Raw genomic sequence first — 20220 nt, 5'->3', positions numbered from 1 at the left:
TCGAAATAGCGTCGAAGCCAAAGGGAATCATACCACCCGAAGGAGAGCGGATCGACAAGCGTTTCCTGCATGGATACTGATTATCATCGCGGGCCTTGCTCGTCACGTGTATTTACCGCACCTGCGTAACGGCATTTCTCCAACAAGTGGTTGACCTTCCAAGTTTGCGCTGCGATGCAGCAAAAAATAGGTAGGTAAACGTAGTTTGACCGGCAACGCGGATCTCGCACTTTTTGCGTGACGCTCCGCAACATAGCCCGCGAACGGTGGACTGGGAGTGACACGACTCGTGACTGTACCGACGGTTGGCAAGTCTCGCAAAGGCATCATACTTGCTGGCGGATCGGGAACGCGGCTCTATCCGTTGACGCGTGGCGTTTCGAAGCAGCTCATGCCCGTTTTTGACAAGCCGATGATCTATTATCCTCTCAGCACACTGATGCTGGCGGGGATTCGTGATGTCCTGATCATCACAACACCTGAAGATGCAGGCCAGTTTCAACGCGTCCTTGGCGATGGATCGGCCTTCGGAGTCGCTCTCAGCTATGCTATTCAGCCAAGCCCTGACGGGCTGGCTCAAGCCTTTCATATCGGGGCTGATTTCGTCGCGGGTGGACCAAGCGCATTGGTTTTGGGTGACAACATCTTCTATGGTCATGGCCTGCCGGAGCTTCTGCGGAATGCCAGCCAACGAGCATCGGGAGCAAGCGTATTTGCTTACCGGGTCAATAACCCCGAAGCCTATGGTGTGGTGGCATTCAATGGGGATGGTATTGCCAACTCGATCGAAGAAAAGCCTGTCCAACCCAAATCGAACTACGCGGTCACCGGTCTCTACTTCTATGATGAGACGGTGGTGGATCGTGCCCGTGATCTGAAACCTTCGCCACGCGGCGAACTGGAAATCACCGACCTTAACCGGCTTTATATGGATGAAGGCCAGCTCTCGGTCGAGATCATGGGGCGCGGCTATGCTTGGCTCGATACTGGCACGCACGGCTCGCTGCTGGATGCTGCAACTTACGTGCGCATCACCGAAGAGCGTCAGGGTTTGAAGATTTGCTGTCCTGAAGAAATCGCCTGGCGTCAGGGCTTTATCAGCGATGCAGAGCTTGAGAACATCGCCCAGCCATTGCGCAAGTCCGGCTACGGTGAGTACCTGATGCAACTGCTTTTGCAAAAGGGCACGCTGTGAACATCATCGAGTGCGATATCGCCGGGCCACTGATCATCGAACCGCGCGTGTTCGGTGATGATCGCGGCTTCTTTCTGGAAAGCTGGAACTCGCAAGGCTTTGCCGCAGCCGGGCTGGACATGACCTTCGTGCAGGACAATCACAGCCGTTCGCAAAAGGGCGTGCTGCGTGGTATGCATTTCCAAAATCCGGCACCGCAGGGAAAGCTGGTGCGTGTAGTGCGCGGCGCAGTGTTTGACGCGATTGTCGATCTTCGCCGGTCTTCGCCCACATTCGGCAAATGGACCGGTGTGACGCTTTCGGCAGAAAACAAGCGTATGTTCTGGGTGCCCGAAGGCTTTGCCCACGGCTTTCTCACGCTCGAAAACGATACCGATTTCCTGTATAAGTGCACCGCGCCCTATTTGCCCCAGAACGAAGCCAGCCTTGCCTGGGATGATCCTACGGTCGGCATCGAATGGCCACTTGATGGCATCGAGCCAAAGCTTTCAGCGAAAGATGCTGATGGCGTTCCGCTGGCAGATGTGAAGGCCTTTGCATGAAAGCGCTGGTCACAGGCGTGAACGGCCAATTGGGCAAGGCTCTTCTTGCCACACGGCCTGAAGGCTGGGATTGCGTGGCGCTGGATCGCAAAACACTCGATCTGTCTGATTCCGATGCAATCGCCCGCGTGGTGGATGCCGAACAGCCCGACCTTGTGCTGAATGCGGCCGCTTATACCGCAGTAGACCGTGCCGAAAGCGAACCTGATCTGGCGCACACGATCAATGCGGGCGCACCAGACGCATTCGCTCGTGCATTGGAAAATTCCGGTAAGCGGCTTGTGCAGGTTTCGACCGACTTCGTGTTCGATGGCTCCAGTGGCCGCGGCTACCGGCCCGATGATGCGCGTAACCCGCAGTCGGTCTATGGTGCAAGCAAGGCTGCGGGCGAAGATGCGGCGGGTTCCGAAGCGATCATTGTGCGGACCAGCTGGGTCTATGCTGCGGGCGGCGCAAACTTCGTGCGGACGATGCTGCGCCTCATGCGCGAACGCGAAAGCCTGAACGTGGTGGCCGACCAGATCGGCACGCCGACATGGGCCACCTGCCTGGCCGATACGTTGTGGAGGCTGGCGGCCAAGGATCAGCCGGGCATCTACCATCACCGTGATGCAGGCGTTGCCAGTTGGTACGATTTTGCGGTTGCGATTGCCGAGGAGGCCGAGGCAATCGGGCTGCTGTCGCGTATCCCGTCGATAACTCCGATTGCAACCGCTGATTATCCGACACCGGCAAAGCGTCCGGCTTTTTCCGTGCTCGACGTATCGGGCACGCGTAAGCTCTTGGGCGATGCCCATGTTCATTGGCGCACGAACCTGAAAACAATGCTCAAAGAGGAAAAAGCCCTTGGCTAACCTGCTCGTCACCGGTGGTGCCGGTTTTATCGGCGGCAACTTCGTCCACTATTGGGCCAAGCAAAATCCTGCTGATGCCATCATCGTGCTCGATTGCCTGACCTATGCGGGTAACCGTTCGACCATCGCAGACGTTGAACAGGCCGAACTGGTGGTGGGCGATATCCGCGATACCGATCTCGTGGAAACGCTGCTGCGCGAACGGGATGTGCAGACCTTGGTCCACTTCGCTGCCGAAAGTCATGTGGACCGCTCGATCACCGGGCCGGATGCGTTCATTGAAACCAATATTCTGGGCACGAACAGCCTGCTCAAGGCTGCGCGCAAGGTCTGGCTCGATGAAGGCAGCGGGCGCGAACATCGTTTCCACCATATATCGACGGACGAGGTCTATGGCTCGCTTGGTCCGCATGACCCGGCGTTTTCCGAAACAACACAGTATCAGCCGAACTCGCCCTATTCCGCGTCAAAGGCTGCATCCGACCACCTGGTCCGCGCCTATCAGCACACTTATGGCCTGAACACGACGACGACGAATTGTTCGAACAATTACGGGCCGTATCATTATCCCGAAAAGCTGATTCCGCTGTTCGTGCTCAACGCGCTCGCCGGTAAGCCGTTGCCGATCTATGGCGATGGCATGAACGTGCGCGACTGGCTCTACGTCGAGGACCACTGTCGTGGCATCGAAGCTGCGCTCAAGAACGGCAAGCCAGGTGAGACGTACAACATCGGCGGTGGTGAGGAACTGCCCAACATGGCAGTGATTGATCGCATTTGCGCCGAGGTCGACCGCGCCTTTAGCGAAATCGACGGCTTGGCCGCGCGTTTCCCCGATGCACCGGCGGCCGAGGGCCGTCCTACCAGCGAACTCAAGACATTTGTCGAAGACCGCAAGGGTCATGATCGTCGCTATGCGATTGATGAGACCAAGGCGCGGGCACAACTCGGCTATGTACCGCAGCATGATTTCGAGAATGGCCTTCGCAGCACGCTGCGCTGGTATCTCGAAAACGAGGCATGGTGGCGACCGCTTCAGGAGCGTTGATCATGGTTGAAGGCAGTTCGCAGGCAAAGATCCGTCTCTGGGGCAGGATCATCCGCCCGATACAGCGCAAGCTGCGGCGCAGCCGCGCCGAACGCATTCTTGAAGCCTTTCCCGAAATCGTCGGAGCGCGTGTTGTCGATATCGGTGGCTCTATCGCCTTCTGGCGCGGGGTGTCAGATATTCTGCGACCCCGGCGGGTGATCATCTACAATATAGATATGGGGCGCGCGACAATGGCGCTGTCCGACGAAAACGGCATCGAAATCCGCATTTACGATGGCACCCATATTCCAGAAGAAGACGGTTCGGCAGATATTGTGATTTGCAATTCCGTCATCGAACATGTGCCTGTCGCAGCGCGTGCGGGATTCGCAGCAGAGTTACGCCGCATTGCAAAGCGGTTTGTGGTGCAGACTCCCTCGCCGGCGTTCCCGGTCGAACTCCATTTCGGCCTGCCGCTGGTGCACTGGCTGCCGCGTTCACTGGGACGGATATTGGTTCGGGTATCGCCGTTTGGTTTGTTGAGCGATGCCAACGCTGCAGAATACTTCGACCAAACGCAATTGTTGGGGAAAGCAGAACTGCGAAAATTCTTCCCAGGATCGCAAATCCAGACTGAACACATGCTGGGCCTGCCGAAAAGCTATCTGGTGATATCACCTTCCTGACCAAGTTTGGGCATCCCGGCCCTATTGTGCGGCAGAGCCGGGATGTCTGATTCAATCAGCGCCAGGCGGGCAACTTTCCGCGCGCTTCTTCCGCTTGCGATCATGCCCGACCTTGGGTGCACGCGTCATGCCTTGCAGCAAAGCGGTAGGCGTGAAATCGCCATTTGCAGGATCGACGAACAACGTATCGTAATTGCCGGCAATGGTTGTGCCGGCTCCCAGTGCAGGGGCGGTCCAGCCGTCGAAGATATGGTTGTCTGCGATCTTGAGGTCTGCATCGGCAGGGCCGAGCCAATTGATCCGGCGTAGAACATTATTGGCAAAAAGGCAGAACCTGTCGGGGTTATAGGTGTCCTGCGTGCGAAGGTTGAACTGCTGCGAAGCCCAAGTATTGTGCGCAATAACGACGTGGCTGTGGTTCTGTTGCACTTGGCTGGCGGTGCCGGAGTTGGTGGCGTAAACCGATTCCCCAATCTTGTTCCAGAATGCGTTGTTGAGCACGAGGAAGTCCTTCGCCCCATCGCCACCTTTGATGAAAATGTCCTGCCCGACCATTCCCACGACGGTGTTCTCGGCAATGATGACGTTTTCCACTATCCCGCCACCGGCAATGCTGTTCTGTTGCCAGAAATCGGCATGAACATCGAATTCGGTGACCAGCAGTAGCGTGGTGTTCTTTACGCTCACTTGGCCAAAGCCGATGCCCTTCAATCCCGGCAATGACAGGGCCGATGCACGGCGCGAATCATCGATCAGCGTAGCCTCAAAGCCGACGCCAAGGCCGTTGAGCCAGGCGACGACATCCGAGACATCGTAATTCGTCCCGGCAAGGTAATAGGCTTCCGATGCGCTCACTTGGAAAGTCGCGCTGTTTGCCCCCCATCGCGCCGTGAAGGTGCGGACGCTACTCACATCGTTGCCGCCTGCAAGCGCCAGCGTTGCCGTGGCTTCTGGCCCCACGTAGCGCACGGTCATAGCATCCACGTCCTTGTGCCAGTCTGGCGTGGAATCCCAGTCGTCAACCCGATTGCCGATAACACATGCGCCATCGGTGGCTACGTCGTTGAACCCTTCGCGCATCTTGGATCCGCGCAGCAGCGACGAACGGCACGCCGCATAGGAAACGTTGAAGAAGTCGCACTCTGTATACCACGGCGAACCATCCCCGAATTGCGGGATCGGACGCTTGCCCTTGCGCCAAAGATGGTATCGCCCATCGGAATTGATGAACTTTACCCCGTCGAACCACAGATCGCGCAAGCCTTCGTTGCGCATATACGACACGTTTTTCAGGTCGAAGGTGATGTTCTCGCCACGGAAACGCAGACCTTCATAGTTGATCCGCATGATCGCATTGGAATCGTTCGTATAGGCGGCCTTGCCAATCGTTACGGGAACATCGGCCGCGATCGTGCAGTATCCCGCGCCCAGATAGGCGGGGGAGCCGGTGTTGAGAATGTCGTAAAGTCCCGGCTCTGTTATCGTGATCAGCGGATGATGCGCCTCCACGCTTCGCATATAAGTTAGCGCTGCGGTGACGGACTGATAGCGGGCACCTGCCACCACCGGCTGTGATGGCGCTACTGCCACGGCGTAATCGTGGGGCACAGCTTTCGGGAAGAATGCGTAAGGCCCCATGACCCGCCGTTGAAGCTCAGGGTCTTTCGGTACCGCCTCGAAATAAAGGTTGGCTGCTCCATCGCGGCCATCGCGGCGCAGTTCGATCCACCAGCCGAAATATGTAACCGGGTTGCCGTTGGCATCATTGAAGGATTGCAGCGATGGTTCGGCAATGTCGATTGTGTGGCCCTCGTAATGGACCACAACCTTCTCAAGCCCCATGTTGTCGATCAGCGTGCCGCCATTGTTGGCGCCCGCATATACCCCCACCAGCATCCGGTCCGTATAGACCTGATTGGGCGGGACCAGCATCCGCATGGCGGGCTTGCCGACCGTCCTGACAGGATCGACGGGAACGGACTGGAATCCGCTCCCGGCAATTCCGGTCCATCCCGCACCGGGAACGATCCCGGCCAGTCTGGTCGTCGCTGGCCGCACACGGCTGGCCAGTGACGGACCATAGCCAAAGCCGAAACCCGCCATCAGGCAAGCCCTACGAGATCAGCAGCCGTGGTGCCGGTCACACGGATCGCGCGCACCCGAACGTCGAGAATGAACCCGGCTGGCAGGTTGCGAAAGGTCACATCTGCGGTGCCGTTGACCGGCCGCAGCACAAGATCGCCGCCAGTGCCGATGTAAATGGCCTTGGTCGCACGTTCGAACTCCACCGTATCATGCGGTGTGATCGAAAAGCACGTTCCGGCGGGCGTCATCGGGCTGTCGACGGTGTTGAGGAATGGGTCTTCCATGAATGTTCTCCTTGCTTGAACAAAAGGCGAACATTCAACTATCACTGCCCAATGCCTGTAGGAAAATGTTTTCTCGATGGAATTTCCGCAACCCGATCAGGCTCATTTCTTCCGAAGAACAATGCGTTTCAGCGCGCCCTTCCAGCTTTCGCCCACATGGACCTGCCGCCATTCCGAAAAGAATTTCCCATGTGGCCCGCCCGATGGAAACTCCACGATTCGGAAAAGCATGGGGAAGATATCTTCGGGCGCATTGCCATGATCGCTCATCGACGTGCGTGTTGCACCGGGGCTGAATTCGTTGACCAGCACATTGGGATAGCGATCGCGGTCGATCTCCAGCGCGATGCCGCGTGTCAGCGGGTGAAGCGCGCCTTTCGTGGTGGCATAGGCCATCGATCCGGGGAACGGATTTACATCGGCCAGCGATCCCATGACGATGATCCGCCCGCAATTGCGTTCGAGCATTCCCGGCAGCACCGGGCGCACCGCATTGGCCACCCCTTCGATATTGGTGCGCATCATGGCCGAGAATGATTCAGGCGTCTGGTCCAGGAAATGAACCTTGTCATAGATCGCGGCGTTGGCGACGAGCACGTCAACAGGGCCGATCTCCTGCGCGATGCGTGCAAACACGCTCAGACACTGGTGCGCATCGCACACATCGATGGTGTAGGGGCGGATCGCCGGATTGCCATCGGCAGTCTGCTCCAGCGCGGCCTGCGTCCGGCCCAGCGCGGCAACGGTAAAACCTTTGGCTGCAAAAGCGCGCGCCAATGCCCGGCCAATGCCTGACCCTGCCCCCGTAATCACCACGTTGCGCAAATCGCGCGGTTCGATCACGCGCGCTACAGAAGAACTCATCAGGCTACGGCTCCGAACTTGCCCGCCAGACGCGGGCCGATTAGCGAACGCACCAGCCGTGCCGGTACGTCCTTGTAGCGCAAGGCAGGCTTTTCGATGAACGTCCAGGTCATCAGCGCGATCAGGCAGGCCATGCCCCATCCCAGCACAAACAGCACCAGTGGCGCTTCCACAGGCCAGAACCGCATGATCACCACAAAAGCCACGCTGTGCGTCAGATAGATTCCGTAGGACAGGTCAGCCTTGGCCAGCAGCGGCCCCCACGGAAACCGGATCATGCCAAGGCCAGCGACAAGATAAGCAACCAGCATCGGTGCCGTGATCACGCCCATGCTCAGCCATAGCGAGCCAAGCAGGAGCGAAAAAGCCAGCGCCATCAGGCTGCGTGAATAGGGGATCTTGTCGCGATAGAGATAGATCAGCGATCCGGCACCGAAATAGCCGAACAGTTCGAACAGGCGCAGCGGTTTGAACGGGCCGGTCGGCACCACGCGAAAGTAGATCAGCGCGCCTGCAACGATTATCATGCACCAAAGAGCCAGAAATAGCTGGCGATTGCGCGTGACAGCCAGCAATTGCAGCACGCCCAGCGTGATGTAGCACAGCCATTCGTAGTGCAGCGTCCACATTGGCCCGTTGATCGTGCGTCCCCCGTCATAATCGGTCACGCCCGGCAGATGCAGGCTCAACCATGTCAGGAGATTGCGGAAATAGAGCCACGGTGCCGGGCGGGTGAAGTATTCTGCCGGAGCAAGGTCGGAAACGATCGGGCCGATCACAAGCGCGGTTGTCGCCACCACTACGAACAGTAGCGGCATGATCCGCATGAAGCGCCGTGACAGATATTCCAGCACATCACCATTGCGCAGCAGGCCGGGCGTAACCAGAAACCCGCTGAGAACGAAGAAGATCGCGACGGAAAGGAAGCCAAGGTTGGTATAGCCCCGGCTGAAAGCGTTTATCCAGTCTACGGCCACGATATCGTATTTGATGGCAAGACTGTGATGAAAGACCACCGCGCTCGCTGCGCAGATTCGCACCGTATCAAAGCCCGGCCCCCGATTGCCAAGGCGAGCAAATGCTGCACCGATCGTGGCAGCATCGCTTTGCGAAACGGGTGTCCCTTGCTGGCTCGTTGCCTGACCCGCTGCATTATCGGCATCCCCGGACTTTTCCGTCACCTTCAAACGCCTTCCCGCAGAACTGATCCAAAACGGCATAATCACGTTTGTTGGCAAAAGCCATTCCGCATTGCAGCAAAAATCATTGTCAGCGGCGGGCAATTCGATAATGTCGCGCGCGCAGCACTTTGTGCAGCGGGAAAATACCTCTTCACCGGAGCATAAGCTTTTGAGCCTGAAAAAGCGTATCGGATCGATGATCCCTTATCCGGCCATCGCGATCGGTCGAAAGGTCGTCCATTTCGGACCCAACCGCTGCGAAGTGTGCGGCACTGCAACACGTGGGCGGATTGATAGCGGATACGGCTTTCCCGTCCTTGAAGAACTTCAGGTCGTTGGCGGGTTGAAACGCCGCAAGGATCTTTGCCCGGTTTGTCACTCCGGTTCGCGCGAACGGCTGATCTGGTTTTACCTGACGCGGCATCACACGGCATTCCGTGGCACCGGTGCGGCCATGACAGTTGCCCATTTCGCACCGGAAAAGGGTCTGTCCATCGAACTGCGGTCCCGCTTTGGATCGGGCTATACTGCCTATGATCTTGCGCCGCATCGCTATCGTCACATGAACGATGTCCAGCCGCAGAATCTCGAAGGGCTGACACTGGCCGACAATTCGGTCGATCTGGTCGTGGCCAATCACATCATGGAACATGTTTACGATCTGCCCAAGGCGCTGTCTGAAGTGCGACGCGTGCTCAAGCCGGGCAGCGGCCTTGCGATTATGCAGGTGCCGATTGCGCTCAAGATGGGCGAACATCGCGATGGTGGCCAGAACATGGGACCGCAAGAGCGGATCGACGTGTTTGGCCAAGACGATCACGTGCGCCTGTTTACGCCTGAATCCTATGAGCAGTCGCTCAAAAGCGCAGGCTTCGCGGTAGAGCCGTTCAACGCCTTTGCCGATGATGCGGCGCTGGCCACGCAGTGGGAGCTTGATCCCTTCGAAACCCTGCTGCTGATCCGCGATCCAGCCTGAACTGCGGCAACGCAGCCCTTTTGCGGGTGAAATGACGTGCAGATGCTGAAGGCGAAGCTTGGCGGCGTTCGCGGCGAAATGCTGATCGCATTTGCCATGCGGTTTCTTACCGCTGGCATCAGCTTCGCGCTGAACTGGCTGGTGGCGCGGCAGTTCGGGCCGCACGGCTCAGGCCTTTATGCGATCGTGATGACCACTGGCGTGCTGTTCTCCACGCTGACGGCGCTTGGGCTGGACATCGTGATCGTTCGCACGATCTCGGTGGCAAAGGTCGAAAACAACTTTGGCGTCGCGCGCAAGGCGATCCACCACGGCCTCGGCGTCACGCTCATCGCCTCGCTGCTCGTCGGTGCGATTTTCGTGTTCGGCAATCGCCCGATTTCAGAGCTTTGGGTAAAGGGCGGGGAAGCCGCACCGTTCATTCTGGTCACCGGCCTGCTGATCCCGGTCATGGCCGCGATGCGGCTGCTGGGATCAACTTTGCGCGCGCTGGGCAAGATTGCCTTGTCGCAAGCCGTGCAGGGGCCGCTGGGCACTGGCCTCGCGCTTGCCCTTTTGGCCGGTTTCGCCCTTGCAGGCAGCGGGTTTCCGACGATCTACGCTGCCGGTTTCTATCTGTTCGGAAACGTCGTCTGTCTCGTCGTTTCGCTCATCGCCGTCTACCGCCTGATCAGCAAGTGGCCCGTGGGCGAACACTCGCCCATGCTCACCTCCGGCCTGATGGTGCTGGGTTCACAGGTCACCGTGTTCCTTGTGGAGTGGTTCGCCACGCTGATGCTGACCAACACCGCGACGACTGCAGACGCCGGAATTTTCCGCGTCTGCTTTCAGATCGGCGCGTTGTTCGGCCTGATCATGATGGCGTCCGAATCGATCATGGCACCACACTTTGCGCGCAAGCTCGCGCAGGGGGACAAGGCAGGAGTCGCCCGTCTGGCGCGTAGCGTCTCGCTGGCCATGATCGCTGCCGGTGCGCCGTTGATGATCGTGATCCTCGTTGCGCCCGAATTCCTGCTCGGCTTGTTCGGTGAAGAGTTCCGCAGTGGGGCGAATGCGCTGCGCCTGATCGCGCTTGGGCAGATGGCCAACATTGCCACCGGCCCGGTTTCATCGATTCTGCTGATGGCCCGGCAAGAGAAATGGTCGCTGACCTTCGGCATCGTTGGCTGCCTTGTCGCAGGTGTGCTCAGCTACGTTCTCGTGCCGCTTTATGGCGTCATGGGTGCCGCTTGGGCCGTTTCAGCGGGTATTCTGGTGCGCCGCATCACGGCTTCGATCGTCGTGCGCAAGGTCGTCGGGATCAGTTTCTTCGGCTGACCTCTCAGTCGAGCGAAGTGCGCCCGCGATACCCGTTCCACCACAGCCACGGACGCAGCACCACCCGGTCATAGGCCTTGCGCCGCGCCCGGTGTCCGCGCGAAGCAAGGCCGAGAACCGTGCTCGTCCCCCAACGCCGCGCCGCTTCAAGCCACAGCGCCAGCCCGGCAATCTGTGCCAGCGGGGCCTGCCAGTGCCGCCGGGCATAGTGCATCGCCCCAGTCGTCGCGAACATCAGCCGCGTGGCGGAATGCGGCGTGCCGCTGCCGACATTGTGAATGATCTTGCAATGCGGCGTGATCCACGCCTGCTCACCCATCCGGGCAAGGCGTGCGAACAGGTCGATCTCTTCGGAGTAGAGCAGGAAGCTTTCATCAAAGCCGCCAAGCCTGTCCCACGTCTGGCGCGAGAGCATCATCAGCCCGCCGCACAGCACGTCCACCCGCTCCGGTTCGCTCAGCGCTTCAAGCTCGGCTCGCCGCACGCCCACATTGCTGCCAACAAAGGCATTGCGCAGCAGGCCGGGCACCGTGGGGATCGAAAGGAAATTGCCCGTGTCAAACGTGCCATCGGGCAGCGTCGTCACCCCGCCCCACGCCCCGGCCGGCTGGTGCCTGGCAAAGTCCAGCAGCCGGTCGATTGCCGCATCGTACAGCCGGGTATCGGGGTTGAGCAGCAGCAGGTATTGCCCCCGCGCCTCGCTTGCCAGTGCATTATTGCCCTTGCCAAAGCCTATATTCCCCCGGCTGGGCACGATCCGCACCGATGGAAATTCGCGGGCGACCAGATCCGCCGTCCCATCGCAGCCATTGTCGATCAGCAGAATTTCATGGCTGCAACTGGTATGCGCGATGACCGAACCGATGCAATCACTGATAAAGTCGCGCGAATTGTAGGCAACGATCAGAATGCTGACGTCAGGCTGCCCGACCCGCCCTTCAAGACTGATCATCCGGCCACCACACGCCTTTGCCGCCGCCATTTGCCGATCATGGCCCGAACCGGCGCATCGAACAGGCTCGCTACAGCCTGCGCCGCCGCCATCAGGATGAAGAGATAGACCGCGACCGCAGCCCATCCATCAAGCGACAGTTTCTCCGTCAACTTGTTCACGAAGATGATCAGCGGCCCGTGGATGGCGTACACTGCAAAGGAGATTGCGCCGAGAAACTCGAAAGGACGGGCCAGCGCGGCTGGCAATTCCAGACGAATGCCTGCAGCGACGAGGGCAGGGAACAGCCCGAACACGCAGGCCAGTTCCCATGCCCCGCGCTGCGCTTCGCCCGGCGTCCAGGCAAGAACTGTGACCAGCACCCCCAACGGAATGAAGGAAAGCCACGACGAACGCCGGGGCTGCGTTCCAAGCATCCGAAACAGGATGATGCCGAACGGGAACGAGTAGCAGACGCGCGCAATGCCAAGCGGCAGCGTGGCTGCGGAATATCCCACGTCCATGAAGTGCGGCGGGCCGGTAAACCCGATCAACACTACCGCGCTTACCGCCATGATGCCCGCGAGCGCGCGATTTGACAGTTGGAACATGCCCAGCGCGAACGCCACGTTGATCAGCAGTTCCAGAAACAGCGTCCACGAAGGCACGTTAAGCGGAAACAGATTGCGGGCATCCAGAGGCACCGGCAGCATAAAGGTGCCGAAGACAGTGGCCAGCGCCAGTTCCGTCCCGCCTCGCACGTTCGGATTGCCTGCCACCAGCATTGCCATGCTGCGCAGGAAACCCAGCACATGCCCGACCAGATAGATCGGATAGAACCGGATCACGCGCATGATCATGAATTCGCGCGCCGAGAGCGTTCCCGCCAATCGTTCAGAATATGTGAGCGCGATGACGAACCCACTCAACACAAAGAAGAAATCGACAGCCAGATAGCCCGCAGGCACGATCGGCGTGGTGGCAAGCCCCCAGTGATACAGCGCAACCGCCAGTGCAGCGAGGCCACGCATTCCATCAAGCGCGGCATAGCGCTTTGCAAGTGCTGGCGATGTTTCAGGCATGGCGCGGCGTGTTCGCCATGCTGAGCGGAGAAGCCTGCCTGCGCTGCACAATCTTGCGGGTTCCGGTGTTCAGCCGCACTTGTTCGGAAAGCGCAACGACGAAGCCTGCGGTCATCATGAACCACGCGATGTTGTTTGCCCACAGCGCGCCAGCCCACGCCACCGTGGCCGAAACTGCCAGCGCGATCATCGCGCCGATGGTGGTGCCGTAATCGAGTGTGTTCAGGCGGCGGTTCTTTGCGCCGCACCGCCACAAGGCCCAGATCACGCCAAGGCCAAACAGCACAGCGGTGGGCAGGCCATAGCGCACAGCCAGCATCAGCCAGTGATTGTCGATGGTTTCCATGACCATCCAGTGCGCGCGCCCCATCGCCTTGTCACCGATGCCGAACCACAGATTGCGTTCGACCGATGCCGTGCCGTAGGTCCAGATCTGGATGCGGTAATACCCCGATCGAGGGTTCAGCGTGGCGTACTGGATCAGGGTGCGGATGGCGCCGCGCCCGGTGAACGCTTCCAGCGCAACATAAAGCGCGATGAACGCATAGACGAGATAGATCATCCGCTCGCGCATCCGCAGAACCACGTTGAAGAAACCACGATAGCTCAGCAGGAATGCCGTAAGCGCCAGTGCCAGAAAGGCCGTGCTGCTGACCGTGAAAATCGCGGCAAGCGAGGCCAGCACGCCCAGCAACCGTGTCTGTTGCGGCAGCCCCGAAAGGAAATAGAGCGACAGCAGCGACATCATGAACATGCCCGCCGCAATGGAATGCGGGAACGTGGCGCGCGCGCGCAGCAGGCCCATGCGGATTTCGTAGAGGTTTTCCATCGTGCCACGCTGTGGGAACAGCGGCGCGATCAGCAACTGGTGCGAAATCGATTCGAAAACCAGAATGCCTGCGATGATCAGCGCCCCCGGCAATGCCCTTCGCAGGAATTCGCGCAGCCTTCGGGCATCGACCAGATAGGCGCGCCCCACCAGATAAGTGCCGAGCGAATCGATCACGAAGCTGCCGCCAAACTGCAAACCGCGATCAAGGCCCAGCGCACCGAATGCCGCGACAAAGCCATAGGCAGCGCCGCCGATGATCAGCCAGTCGGGCATGGTCATTCGCAACCGCCGCTGCACGATTTCCACCACCGCAAACGGCATCAGAACCATCGCGACAAGGCGATAGGGCGGAATGACCACACCGCCCAAGTCCAGCGACAGGCCAGCAGGCAGCAGCAGCGCCCAGAACAGCACCAGCGGCATGGTTAGCCGCTTCAGCTCTTCCCGTGTCAACCGGGGGTTCGCGGGGCGGGCGTTTGCGGGCCGGGGAGGGCGCGCAGCATTCAAGGCGGGCATTGGCGCCATCAAAAGTACCGCTTCCCCTTCGCAAGTGCAGCAGAACTGCTGCGCAAGCTATGTATTAACGCTGATAGGGTGTCAATCAACACAGGGTTCTCCTGTGCCCTTTGCGCAGGGCCGCGCTCCTGCTGCAATCGCAGCAATTCCTTCTGCCACGCGCATGGCGTTGGCCGCCACCGTCAGGGCCGGATTGATGCCTAACGACGATGGAAACACCGAAGCATCGACCACATACAGCCCTTCGTGTCCCCACACGGAACCATCCGGCGCCGTAACCGATGTTTCGGGCGATGTGCCCATCCGGCAAGTTCCCATCGGATGGCCAAGGTTGGGCGCGCCCAACCTTTTGAGAAAGCGCACGGAAAATGGTGCAAACGCTTCGCGCATCAGCTTGCGAAAGCGTTTGGCGCGCATCAGCAATTCATCCGGTGCATGATAGGTCACCGCAACCCGGCCAAGACCGGGAACCACGCTATCACCCGCTGCATCTACCCGGTTGGAGGCATAGGGCAGGTCTTCAAGGTTTGAAGTGAACAGAACCGACCGCTTGAACATTGCAGAAGCGAACGTGCCGATCACATCGGTGATCAGGCGCAGCATGGGCAACTTGCCAATGCCCATTTCCATCGCTTCGCCTTCCAGATACTTGCTGACCATCCACGGCGACCCAGCCATGCCAAGGGACTGGCATTCGGCAAGCGGCATTACGCCATCGATGTAGTGATCCCGAAAGCCAAGAACCTTCATCGGGCCATGAGCGGGAGAGCGATCTCCCGCGTTAAGTATCGCAAAGATATCGCCAAAGTGAAACATCAGCCCGCCGCCGACCAGTGCAGGCACGCGCCCTTCCGGCCAGAGTTCAGGCGACCGCTGGAGGATCAGCGGCGTGTTGAGGGCGCCAGCCGCCAACACCACCCGTCGTGCAGAAACGACGTCCGTTTCTCCTGCCGCAGATCGGACGACGAGATTGTAACCACCCGCCCGGCGCGGTGTGATGCACTCGACGCTCGCGTCAGTGCGAAGTCTGGCACGTTGTGAAGTCAGTTCTTCACGCAAGGCTCGCGTAAAGCTGTCGGACTTGCATAGCCGCAGGCAGCGTTCGCCTTGGCACTCCTTGCAGCCGGGCACATAATCGATCCCGACGTGCATTCTGAACGGATGGCGGCCATTGGCCTCCAACCTTTCTGCCAGCTTTGCGATAGTGGCAGATACCGGTGGCGGCGGCAGAAGGTCTGCGTCATCGTCGGTATCCAGTGGATCGCGTGTCCCGGCCACGCGAAACAATTGTTCCGCCCGTTCGTAATAGCCGCGCATTTCGTCAAAGGTCACAGGCCAGGCATTGGGAAGGGCTTGCTGTGCGCCGGGCAACCACGCATCCGGCTGCCAGTCTTGCTCAAAATCGGTGCGTCGCGCACGCGCCAACGCCGCGCCATATACCTGCGATGAACCGCCGGGAATGCGCGCAACCACCGAAGGAACTTCGCGATAGGAAGCATCTGCATGTGAGCGGAGCAGAAGAGGGTCGGGCCATCGCTCTCCACCCGGATCGGCAGTAGGCTTGCTCGAAATCTTTGCTTTGAGCTTTGCCTTGAACGACAGCTTTACCTTGCCCTCACGCGGTGGCCGTGCGCTTTCAAGAACCAGCGTCGAATGGCCGGCTTGCGAAAGAACGGCAGCAGCCATTGCACCGCCCATGCCGCTGCCGATGACAACAACGTCCCAAAGATGCTCTGACCCTGCCCCGGACGCCTGCGTTGCGGCATCAGGGTGCGTTGCGGAACTTCCGCTCACGATCAGGTGTCGATGTCGTTCGGCTTGCGTGCATTCAATTTGCGCTGGATGATCGGCGGCACCCAATCGCGCAGGAAATGGCGCATGTGCAGTTTGAAATCGAACTTGTCGCTTGTGCCGGGACGTGCCTGAAATGCTGTTGTCCGCTTCGGTGCCAACCGCTCACTGCCTTCGAAAGCCGTATAATAATACGTCGCGATAGAACGACGCGATACTTCCGGCGGGCAGGTCAAGGGATCTGGGTGCCCGTGATAGCTGTCAAGGTCGGTGTTGAACATCACCGCGCGTCCCAGCACGGGTGCAACGCTCTTCTGGCAAGCGGTCATACCGCGATCCCAAAGCTCAAGGTTGCCGCCAAAAGACTCGTCCCAATCCTCGTTCAGGTAGATCAGCAGATTGATGCGACGCTGCAGCTTCATCTTGGGGTGCATGTTGAAATCGGCATGGACGCCCAGCAGGCCACCCTGCTTTGTTTCATGCAGACCGCCGCCAGTGTAATAGGGGTCAGCGACCAGACCTTTCATCCCGGTCATTTCGCGCAGGAATGCGAGAAATGCCTGACTGTTGAGTTCGTTCAGCAGGTGGCGGATGAAAGGGCTGCACTCCGCCGGATGGAACTGCGTTTTCTTCAGTTCCTGCGCACGCGCGAACGTTCTTCCTGAATTGGAAGGAAACTCGGCAATCACTTTCCGAAGAAAGGTCGAATCCACGAAATCGTCTATAACGATATGCGGAAAGGGTTCCGCGTTCTGATATTCGTCCGCTCGCGCGCGACCTGCCTCACGAGCCTGCTCTTCATTGAAAAAGGGCAGGCCGACCGCGGTCTCTTCAAGTTCAAGAATGCTCATCTGTCTTAAAATCCGTGATCGGGACCAAATGGTCCTTGGGTTGCCAGAAAATTCTCCCCGGAACTCTCGGCCGTAACTCGCAGATTGCCCGACAGGGTGTTGGTGCGGCCCCCCGTTGCGTCGGATTCGTCGATATATTCCGGTTTCATACCAATTCGGACCGATTTCGCGCAAGGCCGAGCTTGGCGCGCAGGGCGGCAAAATTTGCCATTGAAGGGGCGAATTCGGCGTCCAACTGGGCGAGGAGGTCTGCGTTCTGTTTCACTTCGTCGCGGTCCAGCGGGGCGGAGTTCATCTCGCGCACGAAGGTTTTCAGGCGGCGCACCAGCGGCGTTTCAGGCAGTAGCTTTGCCGCGCGCCCGCCGACCATGCGGATCAGACGGCTGCGGGTCTTTACGGTGGGGTTTGACCGGTCAACCTCACACGTCAGCAGCGGGTCGGGGTCGATGCCCAGCCAGTGTGCGATGTCGGCCAGAACGCCATCGCGGTCGGCACCCAGTTCCTCTACCGATGTGACATAGAGCCGTTCGGGCGGCACCACCGCGCTCCAGCGCTCAAGCATCTGGTCATAGTGGCTGTCGGCCCATGCGTTGACCATCATCTTCTGGTCATTCAGCCGGCTGTCCACCGGGGGGCGGATCTCATCAATGAACTGCGCGAACGAGGTTACATGCGGCAGGCGCTTGTGATGATAACGCGCGTATTGATAGAGCGAGAACAGCCGCGCCGATGGCTTGCGCACCACGAACAGCACTTTGGGCTGCGGATCGAGCGTGGCAATCGTGCTGAGCGCGACCTGCTGATACTGGTACTGGGGCGAGGCATCGAGCCAAACGTCGAAATCGCCCTGTCCTTTATCGGCAAACTGATCGGCCCAGCCTGCTACGCCCAGATCGCGCACATTCTGCGCGGTGGCCAGTTCGTCGCCCGCGTCCATCAGGAAGCGCACTTCCTTTTCGATGCCGCCGGTTACGCGGGGGTGGCTGACTAGCAGATCGTAAAGCGTAGTGGTGCCGCACTTGGCCACGCCGGGCATGATCAGGTTGGGAGTCCAGACTGCGCTCATGCCGCGGCCCCTTGTGCGGCTGCTTGCGCGGGCGTGTCTGCGGCGTTCCAGATCGTGCTGGCGGGCACATCGCCGCCGACGGTCTGGATCCGCTGCCACAGCGCCATATCGTCGGCATAAAGCTCTTCGATCCCGGCGCGCAGGCTGGCTGGCAGGGCCGCGCGTTTAAGATCGGCGGTGAACTGGTTGCACCATGCGTTGATCTCGCGGATCGTGGCGGGACCATCAATGCCGCCGCCGTGGCGCACCATCAGCGGCCCGCCATGCTCCACCCGCTTGTAAACCCCGGTGCCCGTCAGCTTGCGCGCCATGTCGATGGGCTTGCTGCGCCCGGCGAGCGGTTTGGCACCGCCCTTGTTGCTCTGCTGCGCCACCGGCACGGCCTTTACGCCAAACCGCGCCTCGATCTGGTCCAGCGCCTGATCGAAGGCGGATGTGCGATAGAGATAGGGATCGATGCGCAGCGCGCCGTGCCGGTCGGCCAGAAAGCTGACCTGCGGTTCGTGATGCGCATCGAAGAAGCTGTAGCGGACGAGTTCGAAGAATCCTTCGGCGAACTGTTCGATCGGCAGATGCGCGATGGCGCAGAGTTCGCGGTAGACATCTTCCGGCGCGGTCACCCGGTCCTTGCGGCTGGGGTCTTCGATCTGGAAATGGGTGACGCGCAGCATCGTTTCGGGAATCGAGCTGAGGAAGCGGCCATAGGGATCGCGCAGGAAGGCCACGCTGGGGCCATCGAACTGGTCGAACGCGATCCAGTCGCGGCAATCGAGCCGGACTTTGGATTCAGTCGAGGCGTTCTTGGAAATGCGCAGCAGCCCAAGTTTGCGGTCGGCCCGCACCAGAACGTGGCCGTGCGGATGGGTGGTGGTCAGCGGGGCACGGGAAATGGGCATTCAGGCCGCTCCGGCAACAAGAGTGGGGGATGGCGCGAGAGCTTTGTCCAACGCTGCGGCATAGTCCTGCGCGATGGCCGCGCGGGTGAAACGCTGCGCGGCGGGCGATTGCTGCCACAATTGCAGCGCGGCCTTGAGCGCTGCTTCCTCGTCGATCAGGCGCGCCATCGCATCGGCCAGCGCGCGCGGATCGTCGGGGGGCACTGCGATGGCAAAGGGGCAATCGTCGAAATAGCCCGAAACCGCCTGCCCTGCCGGATAGATCACCGGTAGCCCCGCAAACAGCGCTTCAATGAACACAAGGCCGAATGTCTCGCGGCGCGATGGTAGGACGAAGCCGGTTGCGGCGTTCATCCGCGCCGCCACCGCTGTGCGGTCAAGCGCCCCTTCCAGAGTCAGCCCCGGCGCATCGCCTGCCGCTGCGCGCGCGGCGGCCATATCGGCATCGCTGCCGCCGCCGCAGATCGCCAGATGCGGCGTTCGCCCATCTGCTGCCAGCAACCGCAATGCTTGGGCCATCGCGGACAGGTTCTTGCGGGCGTGGCTTTTCAGGTGAAACACGCTGAGCAACCCGTTCCCACCCGTCACCGGTGCGCGCGGCATGTCGATTTCGGTCGGGCAGGGCACCACGGAAACCGGGCCGGTGCGCGTGCCCAGTTTCGCCTCCACGGCGTCAAGCGCCCAGGGCGCAAATGTGGTCGTCTGAACTGCACCTAGATGCACCTGGCGGCACACAGACCGCAGATCAGGGCGTGCAGACAGGATCTTGGTGTCAGTATCGCCCTGTATCGTAACGGCGTAGGGCACACCGGTTGTGCGTGCCGCCTGCATCACCGCAATGCCTTCAACCGTCAGCTTGTGCGCCACGATCAGATCGGGCTTTTCGCCCGCCGCGATGCTCTCTGCAATCCGGTCACCCAACTGGACCAGCATGGCCTTGTGATAAAGCCCGCGCCCCGGCGCGCGATAGATCAGCGCCTCGCCCCATTCGAACGGCTGGGTTTGCGTTTCCAGTTTCGGCGTGCCCAGTCCGCGCACCACGGACCCCAGCAAGGCTGCGGGCGGGGGGGATTGGCGGTTGATCGAGATGACCCGGTGGCGGAACCTGTCCGCCGTCAGATCGAGCAGGGTGCGGATGACCTTGGTTTTTGCAGCCTCGATCGGATCGGGGAAATCCGCTGAAACATGAAGGATCAGCGGCTTGCGCCCTCCTTCGGGTTTCAGCTCGTCGAGGTTCACGC

General features: G+C 60.0%; 19 protein-coding genes. 7 read left to right on the top strand and 12 right to left on the bottom strand.

Annotation, left to right across the window (positions count from 1 at the left end):
• The first annotated feature begins 289 nt into the window (after positions 1-289).
• The 5 genes from rfbA to HGI47_RS00840 are packed head-to-tail and all read left to right on the top strand — an operon-like array spanning position 290 to position 4307.
• Positions 290-1195 (top strand): glucose-1-phosphate thymidylyltransferase RfbA, encoded by a 906-nt coding sequence (gene rfbA / locus HGI47_RS00860; RefSeq protein WP_168850887.1) that lies wholly within the window; start codon positions 290-292, stop codon positions 1193-1195.
• The gene (rfbC, locus tag HGI47_RS00855) at positions 1192-1737 is read left to right on the top strand and encodes a dTDP-4-dehydrorhamnose 3,5-epimerase (RefSeq protein WP_168850886.1); all 546 of its coding nucleotides are present in this window, start codon (positions 1192-1194) and stop codon (positions 1735-1737) included. The genes rfbA and rfbC overlap by 4 nt, the downstream gene beginning before the upstream one ends.
• Complete coding sequence (gene rfbD / locus HGI47_RS00850; RefSeq protein WP_168850885.1) at positions 1734-2591, top strand: dTDP-4-dehydrorhamnose reductase; 858 nt, start codon at positions 1734-1736, stop codon at positions 2589-2591. The genes rfbC and rfbD overlap by 4 nt, the downstream gene beginning before the upstream one ends.
• Complete coding sequence (rfbB, locus tag HGI47_RS00845) at positions 2584-3639, top strand: dTDP-glucose 4,6-dehydratase (protein WP_168850884.1); 1056 nt, start codon at positions 2584-2586, stop codon at positions 3637-3639. The genes rfbD and rfbB overlap by 8 nt, the downstream gene beginning before the upstream one ends.
• Before the next feature lie 2 nt (positions 3640-3641).
• Positions 3642-4307 carry a class I SAM-dependent methyltransferase gene (locus HGI47_RS00840; protein ID WP_168850883.1) on the top strand — a complete coding sequence of 222 codons (666 nt, stop codon included), beginning with the start codon at positions 3642-3644 and terminating at the stop codon, positions 4305-4307.
• Positions 4308-4358: 51 nt separating this feature from the next.
• Here the strand turns inward: HGI47_RS00840 and HGI47_RS00835 are convergent, their stop codons facing one another.
• The 4 genes from HGI47_RS00835 to HGI47_RS00820 form a co-directional block, all read right to left on the bottom strand.
• A complete protein-coding gene (locus HGI47_RS00835) occupies positions 4359-6410 on the bottom strand; it encodes a hypothetical protein (protein ID WP_168850882.1) in 2052 nt (683 codons plus the stop codon).
• Positions 6410-6676, bottom strand: coding sequence for a hypothetical protein (locus HGI47_RS00830; RefSeq protein ID WP_168850881.1), 267 nt, complete (start codon positions 6674-6676; stop codon positions 6410-6412). The genes HGI47_RS00835 and HGI47_RS00830 overlap by 1 nt, the downstream gene beginning before the upstream one ends.
• Positions 6677-6778: 102 nt before the next feature.
• Positions 6779-7540, bottom strand: a complete 762-nt coding sequence (locus HGI47_RS00825) for an SDR family oxidoreductase (RefSeq protein ID WP_168850880.1) — start codon at positions 7538-7540, stop codon at positions 6779-6781.
• Positions 7540-8721 (bottom strand): acyltransferase, encoded by a 1182-nt coding sequence (locus tag HGI47_RS00820; protein ID WP_168850879.1) that lies wholly within the window; start codon positions 8719-8721, stop codon positions 7540-7542. Before HGI47_RS00820 ends, HGI47_RS00825 begins: the two co-directional genes overlap by 1 nt.
• Before the next feature lie 169 nt (positions 8722-8890).
• Here HGI47_RS00820 and HGI47_RS00815 point away from each other — a divergent pair, with 169 nt between their 5' ends.
• Together HGI47_RS00815 and HGI47_RS00810 are read left to right on the top strand one after the other, a co-directional pair.
• Complete coding sequence (locus HGI47_RS00815; RefSeq protein WP_168850878.1) at positions 8891-9697, top strand: bifunctional 2-polyprenyl-6-hydroxyphenol methylase/3-demethylubiquinol 3-O-methyltransferase UbiG; 807 nt, start codon at positions 8891-8893, stop codon at positions 9695-9697.
• A gap of 42 nt (positions 9698-9739) precedes the next feature.
• Entirely contained in the window at positions 9740-11014 is a 1275-nt protein-coding gene (locus HGI47_RS00810; protein WP_168850877.1) for a lipopolysaccharide biosynthesis protein, read from the top strand.
• Between the two features lie 4 nt (positions 11015-11018).
• Here the strand turns inward: HGI47_RS00810 and HGI47_RS00805 are convergent, their stop codons facing one another.
• The 8 genes from HGI47_RS00805 to HGI47_RS00770 form a co-directional block, all read right to left on the bottom strand.
• Positions 11019-11966, bottom strand: coding sequence for a glycosyltransferase family 2 protein (locus tag HGI47_RS00805; protein ID WP_168850876.1), 948 nt, complete (start codon positions 11964-11966; stop codon positions 11019-11021).
• Entirely contained in the window at positions 11963-13027 is a 1065-nt protein-coding gene (locus tag HGI47_RS00800) for an acyltransferase (protein ID WP_168850875.1), read from the bottom strand. The genes HGI47_RS00805 and HGI47_RS00800 overlap by 4 nt, the downstream gene beginning before the upstream one ends.
• Positions 13020-14375, bottom strand: coding sequence for a hypothetical protein (locus tag HGI47_RS00795; protein WP_168850874.1), 1356 nt, complete (start codon positions 14373-14375; stop codon positions 13020-13022). The genes HGI47_RS00800 and HGI47_RS00795 overlap by 8 nt, the downstream gene beginning before the upstream one ends.
• A gap of 81 nt (positions 14376-14456) precedes the next feature.
• Positions 14457-16169 carry a GMC family oxidoreductase gene (locus HGI47_RS00790; RefSeq protein ID WP_168850873.1) on the bottom strand — a complete coding sequence of 571 codons (1713 nt, stop codon included), beginning with the start codon at positions 16167-16169 and terminating at the stop codon, positions 14457-14459.
• Positions 16170-16171: 2 nt separating this feature from the next.
• Positions 16172-17017 (bottom strand): 2OG-Fe(II) oxygenase, encoded by an 846-nt coding sequence (locus HGI47_RS00785; RefSeq protein ID WP_168850872.1) that lies wholly within the window; start codon positions 17015-17017, stop codon positions 16172-16174.
• A gap of 145 nt (positions 17018-17162) precedes the next feature.
• On the bottom strand, positions 17163-18083 hold the full coding sequence (locus HGI47_RS00780; RefSeq protein ID WP_168850871.1) for a sulfotransferase: 921 nt from the start codon (positions 18081-18083) through the stop codon (positions 17163-17165).
• Positions 18080-18979, bottom strand: coding sequence for a hypothetical protein (locus tag HGI47_RS00775; RefSeq protein WP_168850870.1), 900 nt, complete (start codon positions 18977-18979; stop codon positions 18080-18082). The genes HGI47_RS00780 and HGI47_RS00775 overlap by 4 nt, the downstream gene beginning before the upstream one ends.
• Positions 18980-20218, bottom strand: coding sequence for a glycosyltransferase (locus HGI47_RS00770; RefSeq protein WP_168850869.1), 1239 nt, complete (start codon positions 20216-20218; stop codon positions 18980-18982).
• Positions 20219-20220: the final 2 nt, after the last annotated feature.

The sequence above is a fragment of the Novosphingobium sp. ERN07 genome (genome assembly GCF_012641335.1).
GTDB lineage: Bacteria > Pseudomonadota > Alphaproteobacteria > Sphingomonadales > Sphingomonadaceae > Novosphingobium.
This window is presented reverse-complemented; position numbering and strand designations above follow the sequence as displayed.